This is a genomic window from Brucella pecoris (assembly GCF_006376675.1).
Lineage (GTDB): Bacteria > Pseudomonadota > Alphaproteobacteria > Rhizobiales > Rhizobiaceae > Brucella > Brucella pecoris.
Genome location: NZ_VEWK01000002.1, coordinates 446874 through 467183, shown reverse-complemented (window position 1 = coordinate 467183; position 20310 = coordinate 446874). Strand labels below are relative to the sequence as shown.

Below are 20310 nucleotides of genomic sequence, written 5' to 3'. Positions count from 1 at the left end.
CCGTTTGCGGCGGAAACTTTGAATACTTGGATAGGATGCGCGCGTTCTGGATGCAACCTCGCGCGCTGTTTGTTGCGTAAGAAGCTTGTGAAAGGATATTTCCAATATGGTGGCGTCAAGCACGGGAAGCATTTTTCTTTATCCCTTTCGCGCCGCGATTGAACTCCTTCAGGCTCTTCTGCGCCCGGCCGACAAGGGCACGCCGTCCTCCTGGACGCTTGAAATGACCGCAATCGTCGTGCTTCTGCCTTTCATCATACTCGTGCTGCATCTGTGGGATGCGGACATTATTCGGGTCACGGCGAAAAGCACCAATCTCATCATGGAATTTCTGCGGGCGGTCACAGATGCGATTCGCACCATAGTCTGGCTCGCGATATGTATGGTCGTGTGGCTCGTCACGGCGATGCTGCTCTCGCCGAAACTGCGTGCCGGTGCAAGGCCCTGGTTCGTGAAGCTCCACAGTTGGGCAACGCTCACGTTGACGTCAATCGTCGTCGCGAGCATTCCCGTTGAGATCGGCAAACTCGCCATAGGCCGGGCGCGCCCGTTTCTCCTTGACGATGTGGGGGCTGCCTATTTCTCGCCCTTCAAGGGGCAGTTTCTTTATGAGAGCTTTCCATCCGGCCATTCCATGATGGCGGGCATCATGATGGTTTCGCTTTGGATATTCCTGCCACGCTGGCGCATCCTGACTGTCACCGTATGTATTCTCTTCGGGATCAGCAGGCTTGCGGCGGGCGCGCATTATCCGACTGACGTTCTCGCAGGTCTGACAATCGGCTTCGTGGCGACCTGGTGGGTTGCCCGCTATATGGCGACGCGAAATATTATTTTTTCTTTGGATGATGAAAGCGCAATGCCGCGCGTTTGATTTCTACCAAGGGTTGTCAATAGTGTCGTGTATCTTGGATGGTAGTGATAAATAAGTATTTGTATTAAATGAACTAAATTGCTGTATCTCACATGGGTGCGGTAAAGGTTTCACCTGTGAAGGGCTCTACCCAGAAATCGGGAAACCGTGTAAATTTCTGAATATTTCTCCCTCATCTTTTTGAGACGTCTGTACACCGGACTACGTTAATGCCTTGACCAACGGCAAAATTTCGCCTTCGATACGACTTGTGAAGGCGACAGGTTTGTCACTGCGCTCAAAAACAAAAATCGAAGACCGGATAGCGGTCTCGGGCGAGGGCAATCTGCTGTAGGCATGGGCTTGGGAGGTCACGCGGCTTTTCCAATGGGTTTATGCAAAAAACAAAGCAACAAGAGACGCTATGGGCCAACGGTTCGGCGTTCTCCAGGGAACAAAAAAGGTTGCAGGCCAGATGAAAAAAACTCTTATGACGGGTGTATTGGGTGCAGCGGCGCTGTTTGGTGTCGCTTCGGGAGCATCCGCAGACACGCTTTCCGATGTGAAGGCGAAAGGTTTTCTGCAGTGCGGCGTTAACACGGGCCTGCTTGGATTTGCTTCGCCCAACGACAAGGGCGAGTGGTCTGGCTTCGATGTGGACTATTGCCGCGCTGTGGCTGCTGCGATTTTCGGCGATGCAACCAAGGTGAAGTTCACGCCGCTGAACGCCAAGGAACGTTTCACGGCCCTGCAGTCGGGTGAAGTGGACGTTCTGATCCGTAACACGACGTGGACCATCAGCCGCGACACTGCGCTCGGCCTCGATTTTGCTGGCATCAACTACTTTGACGGCCAGGGCTTCATGATCAATTCGAAGAAGCTGTCGGGCATCAATTCCGCATTGCAGCTTTCCGGTGCGTCCATCTGCGTTCAGGCTGGTACGACAACCGAGCTGAACATGGCCGATTATTTCCGCGCCAATAAGATGGAATATAATCCGGTTGTCTTCGAGAAGATCGAAGAAGCCAACGCGGCCTACGACTCCGGTCGTTGCGATGCCTATACGACCGACCAGTCCAGTCTTTATGGGGTTCGTCTGGCGCTCGCCAATCCGGACGATCACGTCATCTTGCCAGAAATCATCTCCAAGGAGCCGTTCGGTCTGACCGTTCGTCAGGGCGATGCCAAGTGGGCGGATGTCGTTCGCTGGACGCATAATGCGCTGCTCAACGCCGAGGAATACGGCATTACGCAGGCCAATGTCGAAGAGATGAAGAAATCCGACAATCCGGACATCAAGCGTCTTCTCGGTGTAGAGGCGGATACCAAGATTGGCACCGATCTCGGTCTCGACAATGACTGGGTGGTGAAGATCGTCAAGGGCGTCGGCAATTACGGTGAAATTTTCGAGCGCAACATCGGCGCCAGCAGCCCGCTTAAGATTGCACGTGGCATCAATGCCCAGTGGAACAAGGGTGGCCTGCAATATGGCATCCCCGTGCGCTAACGGGCGTTATTCTCCAGACTGATCATCAGGCGGGTGCAGTAGCACCCGCCGGATTTGTCGGCTCTGCGGTTTGTCCGTTTGCTAATGCCTCCGCATCTGGCGGGCATTTGAATGCTGACAAGCTGCTTTTCGGAATTCAACCGCGTCTTGCAGGCCCGCAAGCTCGAGATGAGCCTGTGCAGGGGACGGCAAGACCGAACGGTTCGGCATTCAACGCCTCGACGTCAGAAACTGCTCCGCAAATGCGGCCAGCCGTTCTTGTTCGAGGTCGATGTGGCCGGCCGAGAGGCACAGGAAACATATGGCTTCCTATTCTGCAACTGAACGTCGCCAGGACAGCGGCGGAACTTCGCTCCTGTACGATCCGCGAATTCGCGGCATCTTCTATCAGGTCCTTGTCTTTGGTGCGGTCATTGGCGCAATCTACTGGATCGTGGGCAACACGATCACCAATCTGCAGCGCGCAAACATTGCTTCCGGCTTCGGTTTCCTCAATGGTCGCGCTGGTTTTGATATCAGCCAGACGCTCATTCAGTACAACAGCGATTCAAACTATGGCCGGGCTTTTCTGGTCGGCCTTGTAAATACGCTTTATGTTGCTGCGCTCGGTGTCGTCACGGCATCGATCCTCGGATTTCTGGTTGGCATCGGTCGGCTTTCGCACAACTGGCTGATCCGCAAGATCTGCACGGTCTACGTAGAAGTCTTCCGCAATATTCCGCCGCTGCTCGTCATCTTCTTCTGGTATTTCGGCGTCTTGTCCGTCCTGCCGCAGGCCCGCGACAGTTTTGCACTTCCGCTTGGCACCTACCTCAACAATCGCGGCTTCTTCATGCCTGCGCCTGTTTGGGGCGAGGGGGCATGGCTTCTGCCCGTGGCGCTTCTCATCGGCATCGTGGCTTCTGTTATCGTTGCACGCTGGGCAAAACGCCGCCAGATGGCAACGGGAAAGCCTTTCCATACGATACGTGTATCAATTGCATTAATTATCGGCCTGCCAATATTGGCGCTGATTGCGACGGGCTTTCCGGTTTCATTCGACTTGCCGAAGCTCGGAACCTTCAATCTGACGGGCGGGGCACAGATCAAGCCGGAATTTCTGGCGCTGTTTCTGGCTCTCTCCTTCTATACGGCGTCCTTCATCGCTGAAACGGTTCGCGCCGGTGTTCTTGGTGTCAACAAGGGGCAGACCGAAGCAGCCTATGCGGTCGGGCTTCGCCCCGGTCAGACGATGCGTCTCATCATCGTTCCGCAGGCGCTGCGCATTATCATCCCGCCGCTCTCGAGCCAGTATCTCAACCTCATCAAGAACTCGTCGCTCGCTATCGCCATCGGCTACCCTGATCTTGTCGCGGTTGGCGGAACCATCCTCAACCAGACCGGCCAAGCGGTCGAAGTCGTGGCGATCTGGATGGTGATCTACCTGGGCATCAGCCTGTTCGTTTCCGGCTTGATGAACTGGTTCAATGCCAAGATGGCACTGGTGGAGAGGTGACAATGGAAAACGCAGATCTCCAATATGTGCGTACACAGCTTGTGGATGGCGAAGCACCTCCGCGCTCTGTTCAGGGCATTTCTCACTGGTTCCGCGTCAACCTGTTCGCAACGCCGGTGGATGCCGCGCTAACCGTTCTCGGCCTGTTGGCCGTGGCATGGTTCCTTCCGCCGATCATCGAATGGCTGTTCGTCAACGCCGTGTGGACCGGTACGGATCGCACCGCCTGCCTGACTGTCGCGCAGGGCGGCGCGCAGCCGGAAGGGTGGTCGGGAGCCTGCTGGGCATTCGTGAATGCGAAATACGAGCAGTTCATCTATGGCCGTTATCCGATTTCAGAACGCTGGCGTGTCAATCTGACCGCGTTGATGTTCGTTGTCCTGCTCGTGCCGCTTATGATCCCGAAGGTTCCGAACAAGGCTCTCAACGCGATCTTGTTCTTCTTCGTGTTTCCGATTGTCGCCTTCTTCCTGCTGGTGGGCGGATGGTTTGGTCTTCCCTTCGTGGAAACGCCACTCTGGGGCGGGCTTCTGGTCACGCTTGTCCTGTCCTTCGTGGGCATTGCCGTGTCGCTGCCATTTGGCATCGTGCTTGCACTCGGACGCCGTTCAAAGCTGCCTGTCATCAAGACGTTCTCGATCATCTTCATCGAAATGGTGCGTGGCGTTCCGCTGGTGACGGTGCTGTTCATGGCCAGCGTCATGCTGCCACTGTTCCTGCCGCCGGGCGTTACCTTCGACAAGTTGCTGCGTGCGCTCATCGGTGTGGCGCTTTTCGCTTCGGCCTATATGGCGGAAGTGGTGCGCGGCGGCCTTCAGGCCATTCCCCGCGGGCAATATGAGGGTGCAGATGCGCTGGGTCTCAGTTACTGGCAGAAAACGGGACTGATCGTCCTGCCACAGGCGCTGAAACTGGTGATTCCGGGCATCGTGAACACCTTTATCGGTCTCTTCAAGGATACGAGCCTCGTCTACATCATCGGCATGTTCGATCTTCTTGGTATCGTTCGCCAGAATTTCTCGGATGCCAACTGGGCTTCTCCACAGACGCCCGCCACCGGTCTGATCTTTGCGGGCTTCATTTTCTGGATTTTCTGTTTCGCAATGTCGCGATACTCTATATTCATGGAACGACGGCTCGACACGGGTCATAAACGATAAGAATAAAGGGAATAATGGAAATGAGTGCACAAAGTGCCCTGTCGCAATCCGAACTCGAAGTCGATCGTTCGAAGATGCAGGTTTCCAAAACCGATGTCGCCATCGAAATCACTAACATGCATAAGTGGTACGGTGAGTTTCACGTGCTGCGCGACATCAATCTGAAGGTCATGCGCGGGGAGCGCATCGTCGTGGCAGGGCCGTCTGGCTCCGGCAAATCGACCATGATCCGCTGCGTCAACCGTCTGGAGGAACACCAGAAGGGCAAAATCGTCGTCGACGGCATCGAATTGACCAACGATCTCAAGAAAATCGATGAAGTACGCCGCGAAGTCGGCATGGTGTTCCAGCACTTCAACCTCTTCCCGCATCTGACCATTCTGGAAAACTGCACGCTGGCACCAATCTGGGTGCGCAAGATGCCGAAGAAGCAGGCGGAAGAAGTCGCTATGCACTATCTGGCCCGCGTGAAAATTCCGGAACAGGCCAATAAATATCCGGGCCAGCTTTCCGGCGGCCAGCAGCAGCGCGTGGCGATTGCCCGCGCATTGTGCATGAACCCCAAGGTCATGCTGTTCGACGAGCCGACCTCCGCTCTCGATCCCGAAATGGTCAAGGAAGTGCTGGATACGATGGTGAGCCTCGCCGCCGAAGGCATGACCATGATCTGCGTGACGCATGAAATGGGCTTTGCCCGTCAGGTTGCCAACCGCGTGATCTTCATGGATCAGGGCCAGATCGTCGAACAGAACTCGCCGAACGAGTTCTTCGACAATCCGCAGCACGAACGCACCAAGCTGTTCCTGAGCCAGATCCTGCACTGACCCGGAATTCCAATCATGAACTTAGAGCATAATCCGACCGGAGTGAAACGAGGATCGATAAGATTATGCTTGAAATAGAAGAAGTTAGAGCGCCGATCTGATCCAATCAGATCGAAACGCGCTCTAAAACACCCGTCAGAAAATCTGGCGGGTGTTTTTTATTTATTCCTCGTGCGGACCTTCGCAGAACTGGATGCGATTACCGAAGGGGTCGATGACCGTCATCACGCGGCCCCAGGGTTCATGTTCGATCCCCGGTCGCATGAAGCGGTAGCCGCGCGCACTGATCTCCTTATGCAGTTCCTCAACGCCCTGCATACGCACAAAAATGTTGGCGCCGGGGCTTCCGTCGCCGTGATGCTCGCTGAGATGCAGGACCAATGCGCCGCGAGAAACCTGCATATAAAGCGGCATTCCCTCGGCAAATCGATGCTCCCAATCCAGAGTGAACCCCAGAAAACCGAGATAGAACTCACGGGCTTTTTCTATGTCGAACATACGAAAGATAGGACAGGTCTGCTCAAACTGGATTGCCATTCTGAAACGCCTTTGCGACTGATAGTTCAACGAACGGGAGAGGCAATTCGTGACTGATTTTCAATGGGTGGAGAAACTCGCGCCTGAGCAATATCGCGAATTTCATGAGTTTTATAGTAGAGAATGGTGGACGAAAGAACGTACGCTTGAAGACGTCACACATATGCTCGCGCATTGTGATGTGCTTCTTTTCTGCCTTGACGCGGGAGGCGAGATCGCAGGCTTCGCCCGCGTTCTCAGCGACTTCACTTTCAAGGCGCTGATTTTTGATGTGATTGTCTCGGAACAGCACAGGCGACAAGGGCTGGGACAAGCCCTTGTCGAACGCGTTCTCAGCCATGAAAAACTGAAGCGCGTAAAAAGCTTCGAGCTGTATTGCCCGGAACGGCTTGTGCCCTTCTACGAAAAGCTCGGCTTCGTAAAGGGCGCATCCTCGCTGCTTTTCAACCAGCGTTAGAACGGTTCCAGTTAAAACGGAACCGTTCGATCTCTTTGTTTTCAAGCATTATCCTATGCAAAACTGCTTCGCACTTTGCTGGAAATGCGCGAGTTCAATCTTCCACAAACCGGCGTAGGCGCTGGAGTGCGTCATCCCACTGGCTGGAAACGGTCGCGAGATAGGCGCGAGCATCGACAAGCGGGGCGGGGTGCAGACGAAACCTGCTTTCCCGTCCCACCCTTTCCCGTTCGACCAGTCTTGCCTGTTCCAGCACTGACAGGTGCTTGGTGACTGCCTGCCGGGTGATGCTGCCATTTTGCGACAGCACCACAATCGAACGGCTTTCGCCATCGCTCAGGGTTTCTATGAGCGCCAGCCGGGTCGGATCGGCTAGCGCTGCAAAAACGATGGAGATGTCCGTACCTGTCATCTCTGCCCCGTCATGCATTTTCGACGTGTCTTTTGATATTGCCAACCTGCTCCTCCCAACCACCTTCGTTCATTCTCAACGCCAGCGGTCGGCGTTCGGCAGGCAAGGCGTCGAAACCGCTTTCGACGACCGTCAGCCGCGTTCCGGCTTCGACAGGCTCCAGTTTGAATTCCACCAGCGTCGGCGGTTCCTTGGAATAGTCGATGCTCCGGTCTATGGCGTAGGGATGCCATGTGAAGGCGAAATAGGTTGGAGCTTTCATTTCTTTGATAAAGGATTCCCAAGGCTCCTGCTCGAAACCGGGATAGGTGATGTGTCCTGACGAGTGGGTGCCGACGATGAACGGCCCGTCGAGCTTGACCTGAAACCAGCTTCCGAACTCTTCGTGATCGGTGAGGGCGCGCCATACGCGGTCAATCCCTGCATGAATGTCGATGGACTTCACGATGCGGTCTGTATTGCTTGCAATAGTCATGATATGCATCCTCCGTAATTGGCAACTCAACGGTTGCCAATATAAAGCGATCGAGAAAATACGCAACTAAAAAGTTGCATATTTTATTCCGGCGCCGGAGCCTTATCGGGAAGCGGAAACAATGTCACAAATTTTTCCGCCAAGGCGCGGTCGCCTATGACTTTGAGAACATTGGCAGTTTCCAGAGCGGAAAGAGGTTGTCCGCCATAGATCGCGGCAGCCAGCATCCGCGGCGAACTTTCAAAATGCAGATCGTATTTCTGCGCTATGCCGCGCTCTATCCGAATCCCTTCATCATCCAGCCGGGCGGTGAAATCTTCTCCGTCCAGACGGAGACCGATCACGGCGCGCATACCGAGGGACCTGTTATGATCCATCATGGTTCGCAGTGAAAGCAGGAAGGAAGCGGTTGAAATCGGGAGGTTGGGATCGTGCTTTGGCGAACGTGCGGCCCAGCGGCCCAATGTCTGAAGGATAGGTTCGCTCTCATAGCCCCACTCGGTCAGTTCGTAGACCTGCACCGATGCCGGAGGGGGGAGTTTCGTTTTGCGCAGAATGCCAGCCTCTTCCAGCCCTTCCAGCCTCTGCGTAAGGACATTTGCACTCACGCCCGGCAGATCAGCCCTCAGATCGCTGAAACGTTTGGGGCCGAACATCAATTCGCGCATTACCAGAAGAGACCAGCGCTCCCCAATTAAATCAAGGGCATGGGCCGCAGCGCAGGCGTCGTCATAACTGCGTTTGGCGGCTGGTTTCTCGGGCTTAGTTACTTTTTCTAACTTCATGGTTGCTAATTATAACTTATCTGCCATTATGCACAAGCGAACTTTGAGTTCTTCCAATGCCAACTGCGTGAATTGCCTCACGCTCGGAACGCTCAAGAATCGAATGCATACCGGGCCTGAGACACATGGCTCGACCTTATCGCCGGGGGAGGCGGGCAGGCGATAGATAATCGTAAAATAAGATCGGGCCGCATAGCCCGCCAACGGAGGAAATCTCATGCCGAAAATGATTTTCGTGAACCTGCCAGTGAAGAATGTTGCGAACTCCACCAGCTTCTACGAAGCTATAGGTGCCACGAAAAACCCGATGTTCTCGGACGAAACAGCTTCCTGCATGGTCTTTTCGGACACCATTCACGCGATGATCCTTGACCACGAAAAATTCAGCCAGTTCACACCGAAGAAGATCGCCGATGCCAACACAGTCAGCGAGGTGCTGATCTGTCTATCTGCGGAAAGCAAAGCTGAAGTCGATACGACGGTGGAGAAAGCGGTGAATGCTGGCGGAAAGGCCGATCCGGGGCCGAAACAGGATTACGGCTTCATGTATGGACGCAGCTTCGAAGATCTTGACGGTCATATCTGGGAGATAATGTGGATGGATATGGAAGAAGCCAGCAAGGTCATGGGGTAGAGTATTCCAGACAATAGAAAAAACAAACACTTGGAGCGCCCTGCGTCCTTACGGGTGCACAAAGAACGCTCCACTCTTCTAACCCTTTAAAACTACGCATCGCCCCGAAGATCGATTTCGATTTTCGGGCCGATGCGGCAGGGAGGAGAAAATGTCAGGTCTGACAATCTGTCTCTGGTTCGACAGGCAGGCAGAAGAAGCGGCGAACCATTATGTCTCGATTTTCCGTGCCTGCGGAAGACCGGCTTCCGTCGATGGTTTCATCCGGTTTGAGCATGCACACAAGCCTGAAGGCACCGATGTGGTGGTTGCGAATTTTACCCTCGACGGGCAGCCGATATCGGGCCTCAACGGCGGGCCGACCTTCAAGTTTTCCCCGGCAGTCTCACTTTTCGTCCAATGCAAGGATCAGGTGGAACTGGATATGTTCTGGGAGAAGCTGATGGAGGGTGGTGCGCCAATGGAGTGCGGCTGGCTGACGGACAAATATGGCTTCTCGTGGCAGGTTGTGCCGCAGATGTTGCTGGATGTCCTGCAGAATGGCACTGCCGAACAGCGCCAGCGGGTGGCCGATGCCGTTATGAAGATGGTCAAGCTCGACGTTGCGACGCTCGAAGCAGCACGCGACGCGGCTTAATTCCGTACGGCCGCAATAGCATTATAGCCATAGAGCCAGTCCAGATCCTTCAGGAAACTATCCGAGCTGCGTATGGCAAAAAGTGTGTTGCGGCCAAGCGCGAAAATGCCGGTGGCGTGATAGGCGAACCTGTTCAACTGACCGCGCTTGGCGACTGCTGTGATCCGTTCCTTACGGGCGATGTCGAACCGCTTCAGTCCTGCTTCGCGGTTGCTGCTGTCCAGCGCTTCGGCAAGCGCTGCGGCATCCTCGATCGCCATAGCTGCGCCCTGCGCAGCAAATGGTGTGACCGCGTGCGATGCGTCGCCGAGAAAAATCGTCCGGTCGGGCCCGACGAATTGAGCGTCGGCCATTTCAAAAAGCGGCCAGTAGGTCCATGCATCGGCTGCTGCCAGTACATCGCGAACGGGAGCGCCCCAATCCGCGTAGATGGAGCGCAGACGCGCCGGGTCGCCGGTTCTCGACCACACTTCGCCGGGGTTTTCGCCCGTCGTTATCGCGACGAAATTGACGAAATTGCCGTCCTTGACCGGGTAGGCGATGAAATGCGCCTGTTTGCCCAGCCATGCGGAGACGGCATTGCTTGTCGCAATAGCGGACGAAAACGATGTGGGCAGGGCTTCGGAAGCTAGGGTCGTGCGCCAGGCAATATGGCCGCTGAAGCGTGCCTTGCTGTAACCGGCCTTTGACCGCTCATCCGACCAGACGCCGTCGCAAGCGATCAGATAGGCGGCATCGAGAAATTCTTCGGAATTGCCGTGGCGGATGGTGGCTGCCACGGCGCCGTTTTCAGCTTGATGGCTTGTAATTTCAGCGCCGAGGCTGATCTCTATGCCCGGCTCTTCGCGGCAGGCATCGAGCAAGGCGGATTGCAGATCGGCGCGGTGACAAACGACGTAAGGATGATGCCAGCGCTGACAAGCCTTGTCGCCGAGCTTCATTTCCATCAGCGGACGCGCTTTACGCCCATCCATGAGGTAGAGCGCCTCCGGCATTACGGCTTGCTTGGAAAGGCGGTCGGCAATGCCGAGCCGTTCCAGATGGCGCATTGCATTGGGCGCAAGCTGCAAGCCTGCGCCGACTTCCGAAAGGGTTTCAGCCTTTTCGACAAGCCGGACATTCCAGCCTCGCGCTGCCAGCTCCAGTGCGGCCGATAGACCGGCAACTCCAGCCCCGGCAATCAATATGCGCCCTTTGCTCATGTCGATGAGATCATCCGGCATTCTTATGAGGCTGTTTGGATTAAGCAGCCTTATCCGCAGGTGCTTCGTAAACGCAGCCAGCCGGAACGGTTTCGTCGGCATGGAGCTTGGCGTTGTAGCTGTAGAGCGTCGAGCAATACGGGCAAACGACTTCGCTTTCATCGCCCATGTCGAGAAACACATGCGGATGATCGAAAGGCGGGTTTGCACCGACGCACATGAATTCCTTCACGCCGATTTCGATGGCAGCATGGCCGGCGTCGTTTTGAAAGTGAGGAATGATGTGATCGGACATGATATGCTCCGGTTCTGGTCGATGGGCGGTATGAGCATGGTCTCGAACCGGGTGCCGGACAAGATCATGCATAGACATTGGCATGCGTGTACCGCGAAAGTCTTGTTTCCGGAAGCGTTTTCATCAATTCTGAGGACATTTCAGGCTAATTGCTATCAAACTGTCATATGACAGTCATAGGCTTATAGCGCATCCCGAAAAGTGCGAAGCGGTTTTCGGGATTAGATGCGCGTAAAGCCAATAGGCAGAGCCGGAATATTCCGGTGGAAGTCGGGACAGGAAAAATGAGCGAAAACAGCGTTATGGCGAGCGAAACCCCCAACGCGACTGAAGGCGGGATACACGAGATGACAGCCGGATTAGCCCCCAACCCAGCCATCGTTCCCGACATGGAAGCAGGCCCCGGTGTTCACAAAGCTTTGAACGGCGAGCTGATGCAAAGTGCCGACCGCTTCGTCAATCGCGAGTTTTCCTGGTTGCAGTTCAACCGGCGTGTTCTCGAAGAAGCCGCGAACATGCGGCAGCCACTGCTCGAACGTTTGCGCTTCCTATCGATTTCCGCCGCCAATCTCGATGAATTCTTCATGGTTCGCATCGCCGGTCTCGCCGCTCAGGTGCGCGCCGGTGTGGCGCTGCGCAGCGCCGATGGACGCACGCCGCAGGAACAGCTCGACTTCGTTCTGGATGAAGTAGGGCGCCTGCAGGAAGAACAGCAGCAACGTCTCCGGACGTTGCGCGAGGAACTGGAACAGGAAAACATCGAGATCGTCCGCCCATCCGCACTTTCAAAGCCGGAAAAGGAATGGCTTGAAAACCACTTCCTCGAAACGATCTTCCCGGTCCTGACGCCGCTCTCCATCGATCCGGCGCATCCGTTCCCGTTCATTCCGAATCTCGGCTTTTCCATCGCCCTGCAGCTTGCGCGGCGTGCCGACAATCATCCGATGACCGCGCTCCTGCGTATCCCGGTCGCGCTGAAGCGCTTTATCCAACTCCCGACAGACCAGCAGAACGTTTATCGCTTCATCACGATCGAGGACGCGGTGAGCCTGTTCATCGGGCGGCTTTTCCCCGGTTATGAAGTGCGTGGCGCCGGTACATTCCGCATCATCCGCGACAGCGATATTGAAGTTGAGGAAGAAGCCGAAGATCTCGTACGTCTCTTTGAGACGGCATTGAAGCGCCGCCGCCGGGGACAGGTGATCCGCATCGAGTTCGACGGCGAAATGCCGGAGGCTCTGCGTGTTTTCGTGGCAACGGAACTCAGCGTTTCGGAAAGCCGCATCAGCGTGCATGAAGGCCTTCTGGCGCTCAACATGATTTCTGAGATCGTCTCGATCCCGCGTGAAGACCTGAAATTCGTGTCCTATAATCCGCGTTTCCCGGAGCGTATTCGCGAACATGGCGGCGATTGCTTCGCCGCGATTCGCGAAAAGGACATTGTGGTTCATCACCCGTATGAATCCTTCGATGTGGTGGTGCAATTTCTGCGGCAGGCAGCCGCCGACCCGGATGTGCTGGCAATCAAGCAGACGCTGTATCGTACCTCCAATGACAGCCCGATCGTGCGCGCGCTGGTGGATGCGGCGGAAGCCGGCAAGTCGGTGACGGCGCTGGTCGAGCTGAAGGCCCGCTTCGATGAGGAAGCGAACATTCGTTGGGCGCGCGATCTGGAGCGCGCAGGCGTTCAGGTGGTGTTCGGCTTCATCGAACTGAAAACCCATGCGAAAATGTCGCTCGTGGTGCGCCGTGAAGACCAGAGGCTGCGTTCCTATGTGCATCTGGGCACGGGCAACTACCATCCGATTACAGCGCGCATCTATACCGATCTGTCGTTCTTCACGTCGGACGCGGATATCGCCCGCGACGTGGCACATATCTTCAATTTCATTACTGGCTATGCCCAGCCCGCCGAAGAGATGAAGATCGCGATTTCTCCCTTCACTTTGCGCGCGCGAATCCTCAAGCACATCGAGGACGAGATTGCGTATGCGAAGGCCGGACGTCCGGCGGCGATCTGGATGAAGATGAATTCGCTTGTCGATCCACAGATAATTGACGCTCTCTATATGGCGAGCCAGGCGGGCGTGCAGATTGATCTGGTCGTGCGCGGTATCTGCTGTCTTCGTCCGGGGGTTCCTGGACTGTCGGACAATATTCGCGCCAAGTCGATTGTCGGGCGTTTTCTGGAACACAGCCGCATTTTCTGCTTCGGAAACGGCAATGACCTGCCTTCAGACAAGGCTATCGTCTATATTGGTTCCGCCGACATGATGCCGCGTAATCTCGACCGCCGCGTGGAGACCCTCGTTCCGATCACAAATGCCACAGTGCACCAGCAAATCCTGTCACAAATCATGTTTGCCAACATAATTGATAACCAACAGAGCTATCAGCTACTTGCGGACGGCACCTCTCGCCGGATAGAAAAGGAAGCTGGAGAAGAAGCTTTCAACGCGCAGGAATATTTCATGACCAATCCTAGCCTGTCGGGTCGCGGAAAGTCGCTGAAGTCTTCGGCCCCCCGCCTTATCGCGCATCGCAAGCGCGCGCAGGCGGAAAGAAAAACGACTGCATGAGCGCAGCTTTAGCACAAGGCCGCCTGAAGGGACTCAAGCCCGTTGCGGTCATCGACATTGGCTCGAACTCGATCCGTGTCGTCATCTATGAAGGCATCGTCCGTTCTCCGACGGTGCTTTTCAACGAAAAGATTCTCTGCGGCCTTGGAAAAGGCCTGGCGAAAACCGGCAAGCTCAACGAGAAATCCGTTGAAGCGGCGCTTCGTGCGCTGAAGCGTTTTCGCGCACTCGCAGAACAGGCCGGTGCGGTTTCCATTCACGCGCTGGCCACAGCCGCTGCGCGCGAAGCGAAGAACGGCCCGGATTTCATCGCGCAGGCAGAGGCCATTCTCGGTCGTCACATCGAAGTGTTGTCCGGTAAGGAAGAAGCCCATTATTCGGCGCTCGGCATCATTTCCGGCTTCTACAAGCCGAAGGGCGTGACGGGTGATCTTGGCGGCGGCAGTCTTGAGCTTATCGCAGTGGATGACCATGAAGTGGGCGAGGGTATCACCTTACCGCTCGGCGGTCTGCGTTTGCAGGACATGTCCAACGAGAAGCTGCCCGAAGCAGCAAAGATCACACGTACGGAACTGGCAAAGGCGACGCTTCTGGAAGCGCATCAGGGCCAGGCTTTCTATGCGGTGGGCGGAACATGGCGTAACCTTGCCAAGCTGCATATGACAGCGAAGAACTATCCGCTGCATGTCATGCACGGCTATGAGATAAACCCGGTGGAAGCGCAGAGCTTCCTCAAGCGCGTTGCCAAGGGCAATCTCGACACGATGCGCGGCATCGAAGCGGTTTCGAAAAACCGCCGCCAGCTTTTGTCTTATGGTGCCACTGTGCTGCTTGAGACGATCCGTCTGATGAAGCCTTCGAAGATCGTCTTTTCGGCGCTCGGTGTGCGTGAAGGCTATCTGTATTCACTTCTGCCCAAGAACGAGCAGCGGCTCGATCCTCTGCTGGCCTCGGCAGACGAATTGTCCATTTTGCGCTCACGGTCTCCGCGTCATGCCCGCGAACTGGCAACCTGGACGACATTGTCCTTGCCGGTTCTTGGTTTCGATGAAACAGAAGACGAAGCGCGCTACAGGCAGGCTGCCTGCCTCGTGGCTGATATAAGCTGGCGCGCGCATCCCGATTATCGCGGATCACAGGCGCTGAACATCATTGCTCACGGCTCGTTCGGCGGTATCGACCATGCCGGGCGCTCCTTCATGGCGCTTGCCAACTATTATCGCCACGAAGGGCTGATCGAGGACGAGATTGCGCCGGAGATCATGCAGCTTGCCACACCGCGCCTGCGCGAACGGGCGAAGCTGCTCGGAGCCTTGCTGCGCGTGGTCTATCTTCTGTCGGCGTCGATGCCGGGCGTCATCCCGCGCCTTGTCTGGCGTGAGGAAGAAAACGGCATTGCGCTGGTGGTTCCGGGCGATCTTGCGGATCTGATTTCGGATCGTCCCGAAGGTCGCCTGCAGCAGCTTTCCAAGCTGACCGGAAAGAATATCTATTTCGCGGTTGGCAACGCGGCGATTGAGGGGATGCGGGAATGATTTAGGGGAATAGGGGAATAGGGGAATAGGGTGCGATCAGGTAGTGGACAAGGCAAGTAAAATATTTGCCTTGACCGAGAATAAGCTTTTTTTCCCTTACTCCCTTACTCCCTTACTCCCCTAACTCAACCGCCCTGATCCGCCGGTTCTCGAACTTGATGCCAATCTTGCCGTCGATGAGATCGAGCGCCTTCTGGCCGAAAACCTCGCGACGCCAGCCATGCAGGGCAGGCACATTGGCGTTGTCGCCTTCTGCGGCGATTTTGTCGATATCGTCCGAGCTGGCCACGATCTTTGCAGCGACGCCGTGCTCTTCTGTCACAAGCTTGAGCAGTACCTTGAGGATATCTGCAGCGGCGGCGCTGCCTTCAGGCGAATGCGACGGCTTCGGCAATTTCGGCAAATCTTCCTTGGGAATTTCAAGCGCGGACTGGATCGCGGCAACAAGCCCGGCAGCCTGTGCCGAACGCTCCCATCCCTTGGGGATCGAGCGCAAACGGCCCAGTGCTTCCGCGTCACGCGGCTGCTGCTGGGCGATTTCAGCTATGGTGTCGTCCTTGATGATGCGGCCGCGCGGCACATTGCGTTCGCGCGCTTCGCGTTCACGCCAGGCGGCGACGGACTGCATGATAGCCAGCTCGATCGGCTTGCGAACACGGGCCTTCACCCGTCGCCACGCATCATCCGGGTGCATGTCGTAGGTTTCGCGAGCGGTCAGCACTGCCATTTCCTCGTTCACCCACTCGCTGCGGCCTTCTTTGCGAAGTTCTTCCTTCAGATAGAGATAGATGTCGCGCAGATAGGTAACGTCGGCCAGGGCATAGTCGAGCTGCTTGTCTGAAAGCGGTCGACGGCGCCAGTCGGTAAACCGGGACGATTTGTCGATTTGCTTGCCCGTAACTTTCTGCACGAGCTGGTCATAGGAAATGGCGTCGCCGAAGCCGCAGACCATTGCTGCCACCTGACTATCGAAGACAGGTGACGGGATGAGGTCGCCGAGGTGGAAGACAATTTCGATGTCCTGCCGTGCAGCGTGGAAAACCTTGACCACCTTTTCGTCCGCCATCAGGCGGAAGAACGGCGCGAGGTCGAGCCCCGGCGCAAGTGCGTCCACGAGCGCCGTATGGTCCGGCGAAGCCATCTGGATAAGGCACAATTCCGGCCAGAACGTCGTTTCACGGATGAACTCCGTATCGACTGTTACGAAATCGGATTTGGCGAGGGCGGATACGGCCTCTTCAAGGGCCTGTGTGGTCGTAATCAGATGCATGTCTACCTTTTAGAGTATTTCCAGCAAAAGTGCGAAGCGGTTTTGCGTTGGATAATGCGACAAAACAAATAGACAAAGCTTTGTCGCTTGTCGCGAAATAATCAGGAAAGAGCTTCCACGGAACGTGCACATAGTGTTTTTTGTCGACACTTTACGTCAAGGTGGTTTAACACCAAAACCCGTAGGGAGTGCAGACTTGACAAAACCCGGTCAAAATGCGCTTTTCTGCGAGAATTTAAAGCGTTTCGTCAGTAAGTCCTGACTTATTATTCCAAAGGCAGAAATCATGCACCGTTACCGCAGCCATACCTGCGCAGCCCTTCGCAAGACGGACGTTGGTTCTAACGTTCGCCTTTCCGGATGGGTTCACCGCGTCCGTGACCATGGCGGCATTCTCTTCATCGATCTTCGCGATCATTATGGCATTACCCAGATCGTGGCCGACCCCGATTCGCCTGCCTTCAAGGTTGCCGAAACCGTTCGCGGCGAATGGGTTATCCGTGTCGATGGTGAAGTGAAGGCCCGCGCAGGCGATGCGGTCAATACGAATCTGCCGACCGGCGAAGTGGAAATCTTTGCAACGGAAATCGAAGTTCTGGCCGCCGCCAAGGAATTGCCGCTGCCGGTCTTCGGTGAGCCGGACTATCCGGAAGATATCCGCCTGAAGTATCGCTTCCTCGACCTGCGCCGCGAAACGCTGCATAAGAACATCATGAGCCGCACCAAGATCATTGCCGCGATGCGTCGCCGCATGACCGAGATCGGTTTCAATGAGTTCAGCACGCCGATCCTGACGGCTTCGTCGCCGGAAGGCGCACGCGACTTCCTCGTGCCAAGCCGTATTCACGAGGGCAAGTTCTACGCGCTGCCGCAGGCGCCGCAGCAGTACAAGCAGCTTCTGATGGTTGCCGGTTTCGACCGCTACTTCCAGATCGCACCTTGCTTCCGCGATGAAGACCCGCGTGCAGATCGCCTGCCGGGTGAGTTCTACCAGCTCGACCTTGAAATGAGCTTCGTGACTCAGGAAGAAGTCTGGGAAACGATGGAACCGGTCATGCGCGGCATCTTTGAAGAGTTTGCCGAAGGCAAGCCGGTGACGCAGACCTTCCGCCGTATCGCCTATGACGACGCGATCCGCACCTATGGTTCGGACAAGCCGGACCTGCGCAACCCGATTGAAATGCAGGCTGTGACCGATCATTTCGCCGGTTCGGGCTTCAAGGTCTTCGCGAACATGATCGCCAACGATCCAAAGGTCGAAGTCTGGGCCATTCCGGCCAAGACCGGCGGCAGCCGCGCATTCTGCGACCGCATGAACTCCTGGGCGCAGAGCGAAGGCCAGCCGGGTCTCGGCTATATCTTCTGGCGCAAGGAAGGCGACAAGCTTGAAGGCGCAGGCCCGATTGCCAAGAATATCGGTGAAGAACGCACTGAAGCGATCCGCAACCAGCTAGGTCTTGGCGACGGCGATGCCTGCTTCTTTGTTGCCGGTCTGCCGTCCAAGTTCTACAAGTTCGCAGGCGATGCCCGCACGCGCGCCGGTGAAGAACTGAACCTCGTCGATCGCGATCGTTTCGAACTGGCCTGGATCATCGACTTCCCGTTCTACGAATGGGACGAAGACAACAAGAAGCTCGACTTTGCGCACAATCCGTTCTCGATGCCGCAAGGTGGCATGGAGGCACTGGAAACGCAGGATCCGCTGTCGCTCAAGGCTTACCAGTACGATCTCGTCTGCAACGGTTTCGAAATTGCCTCCGGTTCGATCCGTAACCAGTTGCCGGACGTCATGGTCAAGGCCTTTGAAAAGGTCGGCTTGAGCCAGCAAGACGTGGAAGAGCGTTTCGGCGGTCTCTATCGTGCATTCCAGTATGGCGCGCCTCCGCATGGCGGCATGGCTGCCGGTATCGACCGTGTCATCATGCTTCTGGTCGGTGCGAAGAACCTGCGCGAAATCTCGCTGTTCCCGATGAACCAGCAGGCGCTCGATCTTCTGATGAACGCGCCTTCGGATGTGACACCCGCGCAACTGCGCGATCTGCATATCCGTCTGGCTCCGGTTCAGAAGAGCTAAGCGACCTTTATGAAATGTAAAAAAACCCGGCCTCGAGCCGGGTTTTTGTTAGGCGGAGAAAAGCCCGGTGAGGAAACTCCCGGGCTCTTTTATTTTAATCGTTGGCGTCGACGCTGACTTTCAGAAGCTGGATGATCTTCGTCGGGTCCAGCGATGCCGTAGCAACGATGGAAGCGAAGGTCACTGGCTGGTCCGGCGATGCGCTGATGGTCAGCGACTTCGGATCATCGAAGAACTTGTCAGATGCTGCCTTGAGCTGCTGGGCAAATTCCGGGTTCTTCAACTGTGTCGCCATCAGCGGAACCATCATCTTCATCTGCTGGCCAAGCTGCGTGCCATCGGCGCCCTGCTGTTTGCCGTAATAATCAAGAAGCTTCTGGGTCAGGGTTTCGTTGTCGAAGCGGATCGACAGGTTCTTCAGGTTTAGCTGTTCTGCCAGACCCAGAATGGCAAGACCGGCAGCGTCCTTGTCTGCATCGGCCTTGCTCATGTTTTCCTGCGTCTTCTGGACGGCTTCGAGGAAAGCCAGATCATACCCACCGAGGCTGCCGGTGATGTTGATCTTGCCGAGTTCCTCTGCCTGAAGCTCCAACTGGTCCAGCGATGTGTCACCCGAAGCCGGCGACCAGCTACCCTTGGAGTTCAGCGAGCCGTTAAAGGTGTTCATGTCGAGCGGTGCAAGCGGGTTCTTGCCGTCCTTTTCAAAGGTCGCGTCGATATTGGCGATGGTCCAGACATAGCCGATCTTTTCGGCCTTGTTGGAGGTGTCGAGCGACAGGTCGAAACCCTTCACCGTGGCGCCATCCGTGCCGGGCGTGCCGAACTGGATTTCGTCGATCTTCAGCTTGTCATACATGACCATGCTGTCGAGCGGGCCCTTGGCAGTTTCCGACGGGATATGGACGTTCTGCATCGCAAGGCCCTTGATCTCGGCCTTGTCGTTCTTGTCTTCCTGTCCGGCAAAGGCGAGATCAGGCACGATGACCTGTTCGATGCTGTAGCCGCCGTCCGGCGCATCCTGAACGTTCTGGAGCGTAATGTCACCGAGGGCGGTTTCTTTTTCGCCGATCGTCGGCAGCTTGATCTTGGTGCCCTGGAGCACGATGTCGGAGCCGTTCGCCTGAACATTGGCGAAGCTCAGTTCGCCACCCTGTTTTGCGTAAAGTGCCTTGATACGCTCGGCGACTGCATTGGCGTCGGCTGCCATGGCCGCGCTGCCGAAAATAAGCGAAAGCGCTGTACCGGCGGCCAAAACACGTGCCGCTGGCTTGATATTGACGAAAACCTGCATTCGAAGCTCCTGCCTAGTCTTTAATGTAGCGCGGCATTCATAGGCGGAAATCACGCGCAATAACAACATGATTTGCTCAGCCTGTGATTGCAGCAGGGGAAATTTACCTCTGGCAACTCTATAGGACACAAATGGCGGCAGGATTGCGACTATTACACACTACAGCATCGGCCCAAAAATCAGAATCGATTTTTGGGAAGCACGATGCGTAGATTCAAAAAGTTAGGGCGACCTTTGTGCGTCCAAAAGGACGCACGACGCACTAATGTACTGGATTGGTTCTCCGTA

At 55.9% G+C, this 20310-nt stretch carries 19 protein-coding genes; 11 read left to right on the top strand and 8 right to left on the bottom strand.

Annotated elements, in window-relative coordinates; genetic code table 11:
- Positions 1-106 precede the first annotated feature (106 nt).
- The 5 genes from lpxE to FIB18_RS05585 all read left to right on the top strand — a co-directional run bounded on the left by lpxE (position 107) and on the right by FIB18_RS05585 (position 5839).
- A complete protein-coding gene (lpxE, locus tag FIB18_RS05610) occupies positions 107-874 on the top strand; it encodes a lipid A 1-phosphatase LpxE (RefSeq protein ID WP_140019804.1) in 768 nt (255 codons plus the stop codon).
- 454 nt (positions 875-1328) lie between these two features.
- Positions 1329-2360, top strand: a complete 1032-nt coding sequence (locus FIB18_RS05600; RefSeq protein WP_140019803.1) for an amino acid ABC transporter substrate-binding protein — start codon at positions 1329-1331, stop codon at positions 2358-2360.
- A gap of 301 nt (positions 2361-2661) precedes the next feature.
- On the top strand, positions 2662-3855 hold the full coding sequence (locus FIB18_RS05595) for an amino acid ABC transporter permease (RefSeq protein WP_140019802.1): 1194 nt from the start codon (positions 2662-2664) through the stop codon (positions 3853-3855).
- Between the two features lie 2 nt (positions 3856-3857).
- Positions 3858-5015: an amino acid ABC transporter permease gene (locus FIB18_RS05590; protein WP_140019801.1), complete on the top strand. Its 1158-nt coding sequence runs from the start codon at positions 3858-3860 to the stop codon at positions 5013-5015.
- A 14-nt stretch (positions 5016-5029) separates the two neighbouring features.
- Positions 5030-5839, top strand: a complete 810-nt coding sequence (locus tag FIB18_RS05585; RefSeq protein ID WP_174977389.1) for an amino acid ABC transporter ATP-binding protein — start codon at positions 5030-5032, stop codon at positions 5837-5839.
- Positions 5840-6001: 162 nt separating this feature from the next.
- Here the strand turns inward: FIB18_RS05585 and FIB18_RS05580 are convergent, their stop codons facing one another.
- On the bottom strand, positions 6002-6376 hold the full coding sequence (locus FIB18_RS05580) for a glyoxalase superfamily protein (RefSeq protein WP_140019799.1): 375 nt from the start codon (positions 6374-6376) through the stop codon (positions 6002-6004).
- A gap of 49 nt (positions 6377-6425) precedes the next feature.
- On the opposite strand from FIB18_RS05580, the gene FIB18_RS05575 reads away from it, so the two are divergent.
- Positions 6426-6833, top strand: coding sequence for a GNAT family N-acetyltransferase (locus FIB18_RS05575; RefSeq protein WP_140019798.1), 408 nt, complete (start codon positions 6426-6428; stop codon positions 6831-6833).
- A 94-nt stretch (positions 6834-6927) separates the two neighbouring features.
- Here the strand turns inward: FIB18_RS05575 and FIB18_RS05570 are convergent, their stop codons facing one another.
- From FIB18_RS05570 to FIB18_RS05560, 3 genes are all read right to left on the bottom strand, one after another.
- Positions 6928-7245, bottom strand: a complete 318-nt coding sequence (locus FIB18_RS05570) for an ArsR/SmtB family transcription factor (RefSeq protein ID WP_140019797.1) — start codon at positions 7243-7245, stop codon at positions 6928-6930.
- A 10-nt stretch (positions 7246-7255) separates the two neighbouring features.
- A complete protein-coding gene (locus tag FIB18_RS05565; RefSeq protein ID WP_140019796.1) occupies positions 7256-7720 on the bottom strand; it encodes an SRPBCC family protein in 465 nt (154 codons plus the stop codon).
- Between the two features lie 83 nt (positions 7721-7803).
- On the bottom strand, positions 7804-8505 hold the full coding sequence (locus tag FIB18_RS05560) for a winged helix-turn-helix transcriptional regulator (RefSeq protein WP_140019795.1): 702 nt from the start codon (positions 8503-8505) through the stop codon (positions 7804-7806).
- Positions 8506-8722: 217 nt separating this feature from the next.
- Here FIB18_RS05560 and FIB18_RS05555 point away from each other — a divergent pair, with 217 nt between their 5' ends.
- Both FIB18_RS05555 and FIB18_RS05550 read left to right on the top strand, forming a co-directional pair.
- Positions 8723-9139 (top strand): VOC family protein, encoded by a 417-nt coding sequence (locus tag FIB18_RS05555; protein WP_140019794.1) that lies wholly within the window; start codon positions 8723-8725, stop codon positions 9137-9139.
- A 151-nt stretch (positions 9140-9290) separates the two neighbouring features.
- On the top strand, positions 9291-9776 hold the full coding sequence (locus FIB18_RS05550; protein WP_140019793.1) for a VOC family protein: 486 nt from the start codon (positions 9291-9293) through the stop codon (positions 9774-9776).
- Here the strand turns inward: FIB18_RS05550 and FIB18_RS05545 are convergent.
- Positions 9773-10978, bottom strand: a complete 1206-nt coding sequence (locus tag FIB18_RS05545; RefSeq protein ID WP_140019792.1) for an FAD-binding protein — start codon at positions 10976-10978, stop codon at positions 9773-9775. The genes FIB18_RS05550 and FIB18_RS05545 overlap by 4 nt on opposite strands.
- A gap of 40 nt (positions 10979-11018) precedes the next feature.
- Complete coding sequence (locus FIB18_RS05540) at positions 11019-11273, bottom strand: zinc-finger domain-containing protein (RefSeq protein WP_140019791.1); 255 nt, start codon at positions 11271-11273, stop codon at positions 11019-11021.
- A gap of 389 nt (positions 11274-11662) precedes the next feature.
- Between FIB18_RS05540 and FIB18_RS05535 the strand changes: the two genes are divergently transcribed.
- Both FIB18_RS05535 and ppx read left to right on the top strand, forming a co-directional pair.
- Complete coding sequence (locus FIB18_RS05535; RefSeq protein WP_407921847.1) at positions 11663-13852, top strand: RNA degradosome polyphosphate kinase; 2190 nt, start codon at positions 11663-11665, stop codon at positions 13850-13852.
- Positions 13849-15387: an exopolyphosphatase gene (ppx, locus tag FIB18_RS05530; RefSeq protein ID WP_140019789.1), complete on the top strand. Its 1539-nt coding sequence runs from the start codon at positions 13849-13851 to the stop codon at positions 15385-15387. The genes FIB18_RS05535 and ppx overlap by 4 nt, the downstream gene beginning before the upstream one ends.
- A gap of 112 nt (positions 15388-15499) precedes the next feature.
- Here the strand turns inward: ppx and rnd are convergent, their stop codons facing one another.
- Positions 15500-16657: a ribonuclease D gene (gene rnd, locus FIB18_RS05525; RefSeq protein ID WP_140019788.1), complete on the bottom strand. Its 1158-nt coding sequence runs from the start codon at positions 16655-16657 to the stop codon at positions 15500-15502.
- Positions 16658-16943: 286 nt separating this feature from the next.
- Between rnd and aspS the strand changes: the two genes are divergently transcribed.
- Positions 16944-18731, top strand: coding sequence for an aspartate--tRNA ligase (gene aspS / locus FIB18_RS05520; protein WP_140019787.1), 1788 nt, complete (start codon positions 16944-16946; stop codon positions 18729-18731).
- A 94-nt stretch (positions 18732-18825) separates the two neighbouring features.
- On the opposite strand, the gene FIB18_RS05515 is transcribed toward aspS, so the two are convergent.
- The gene (locus FIB18_RS05515) at positions 18826-20022 is read right to left on the bottom strand and encodes a hypothetical protein (protein ID WP_140019786.1); all 1197 of its coding nucleotides are present in this window, start codon (positions 20020-20022) and stop codon (positions 18826-18828) included.
- Positions 20023-20310: the final 288 nt, after the last annotated feature.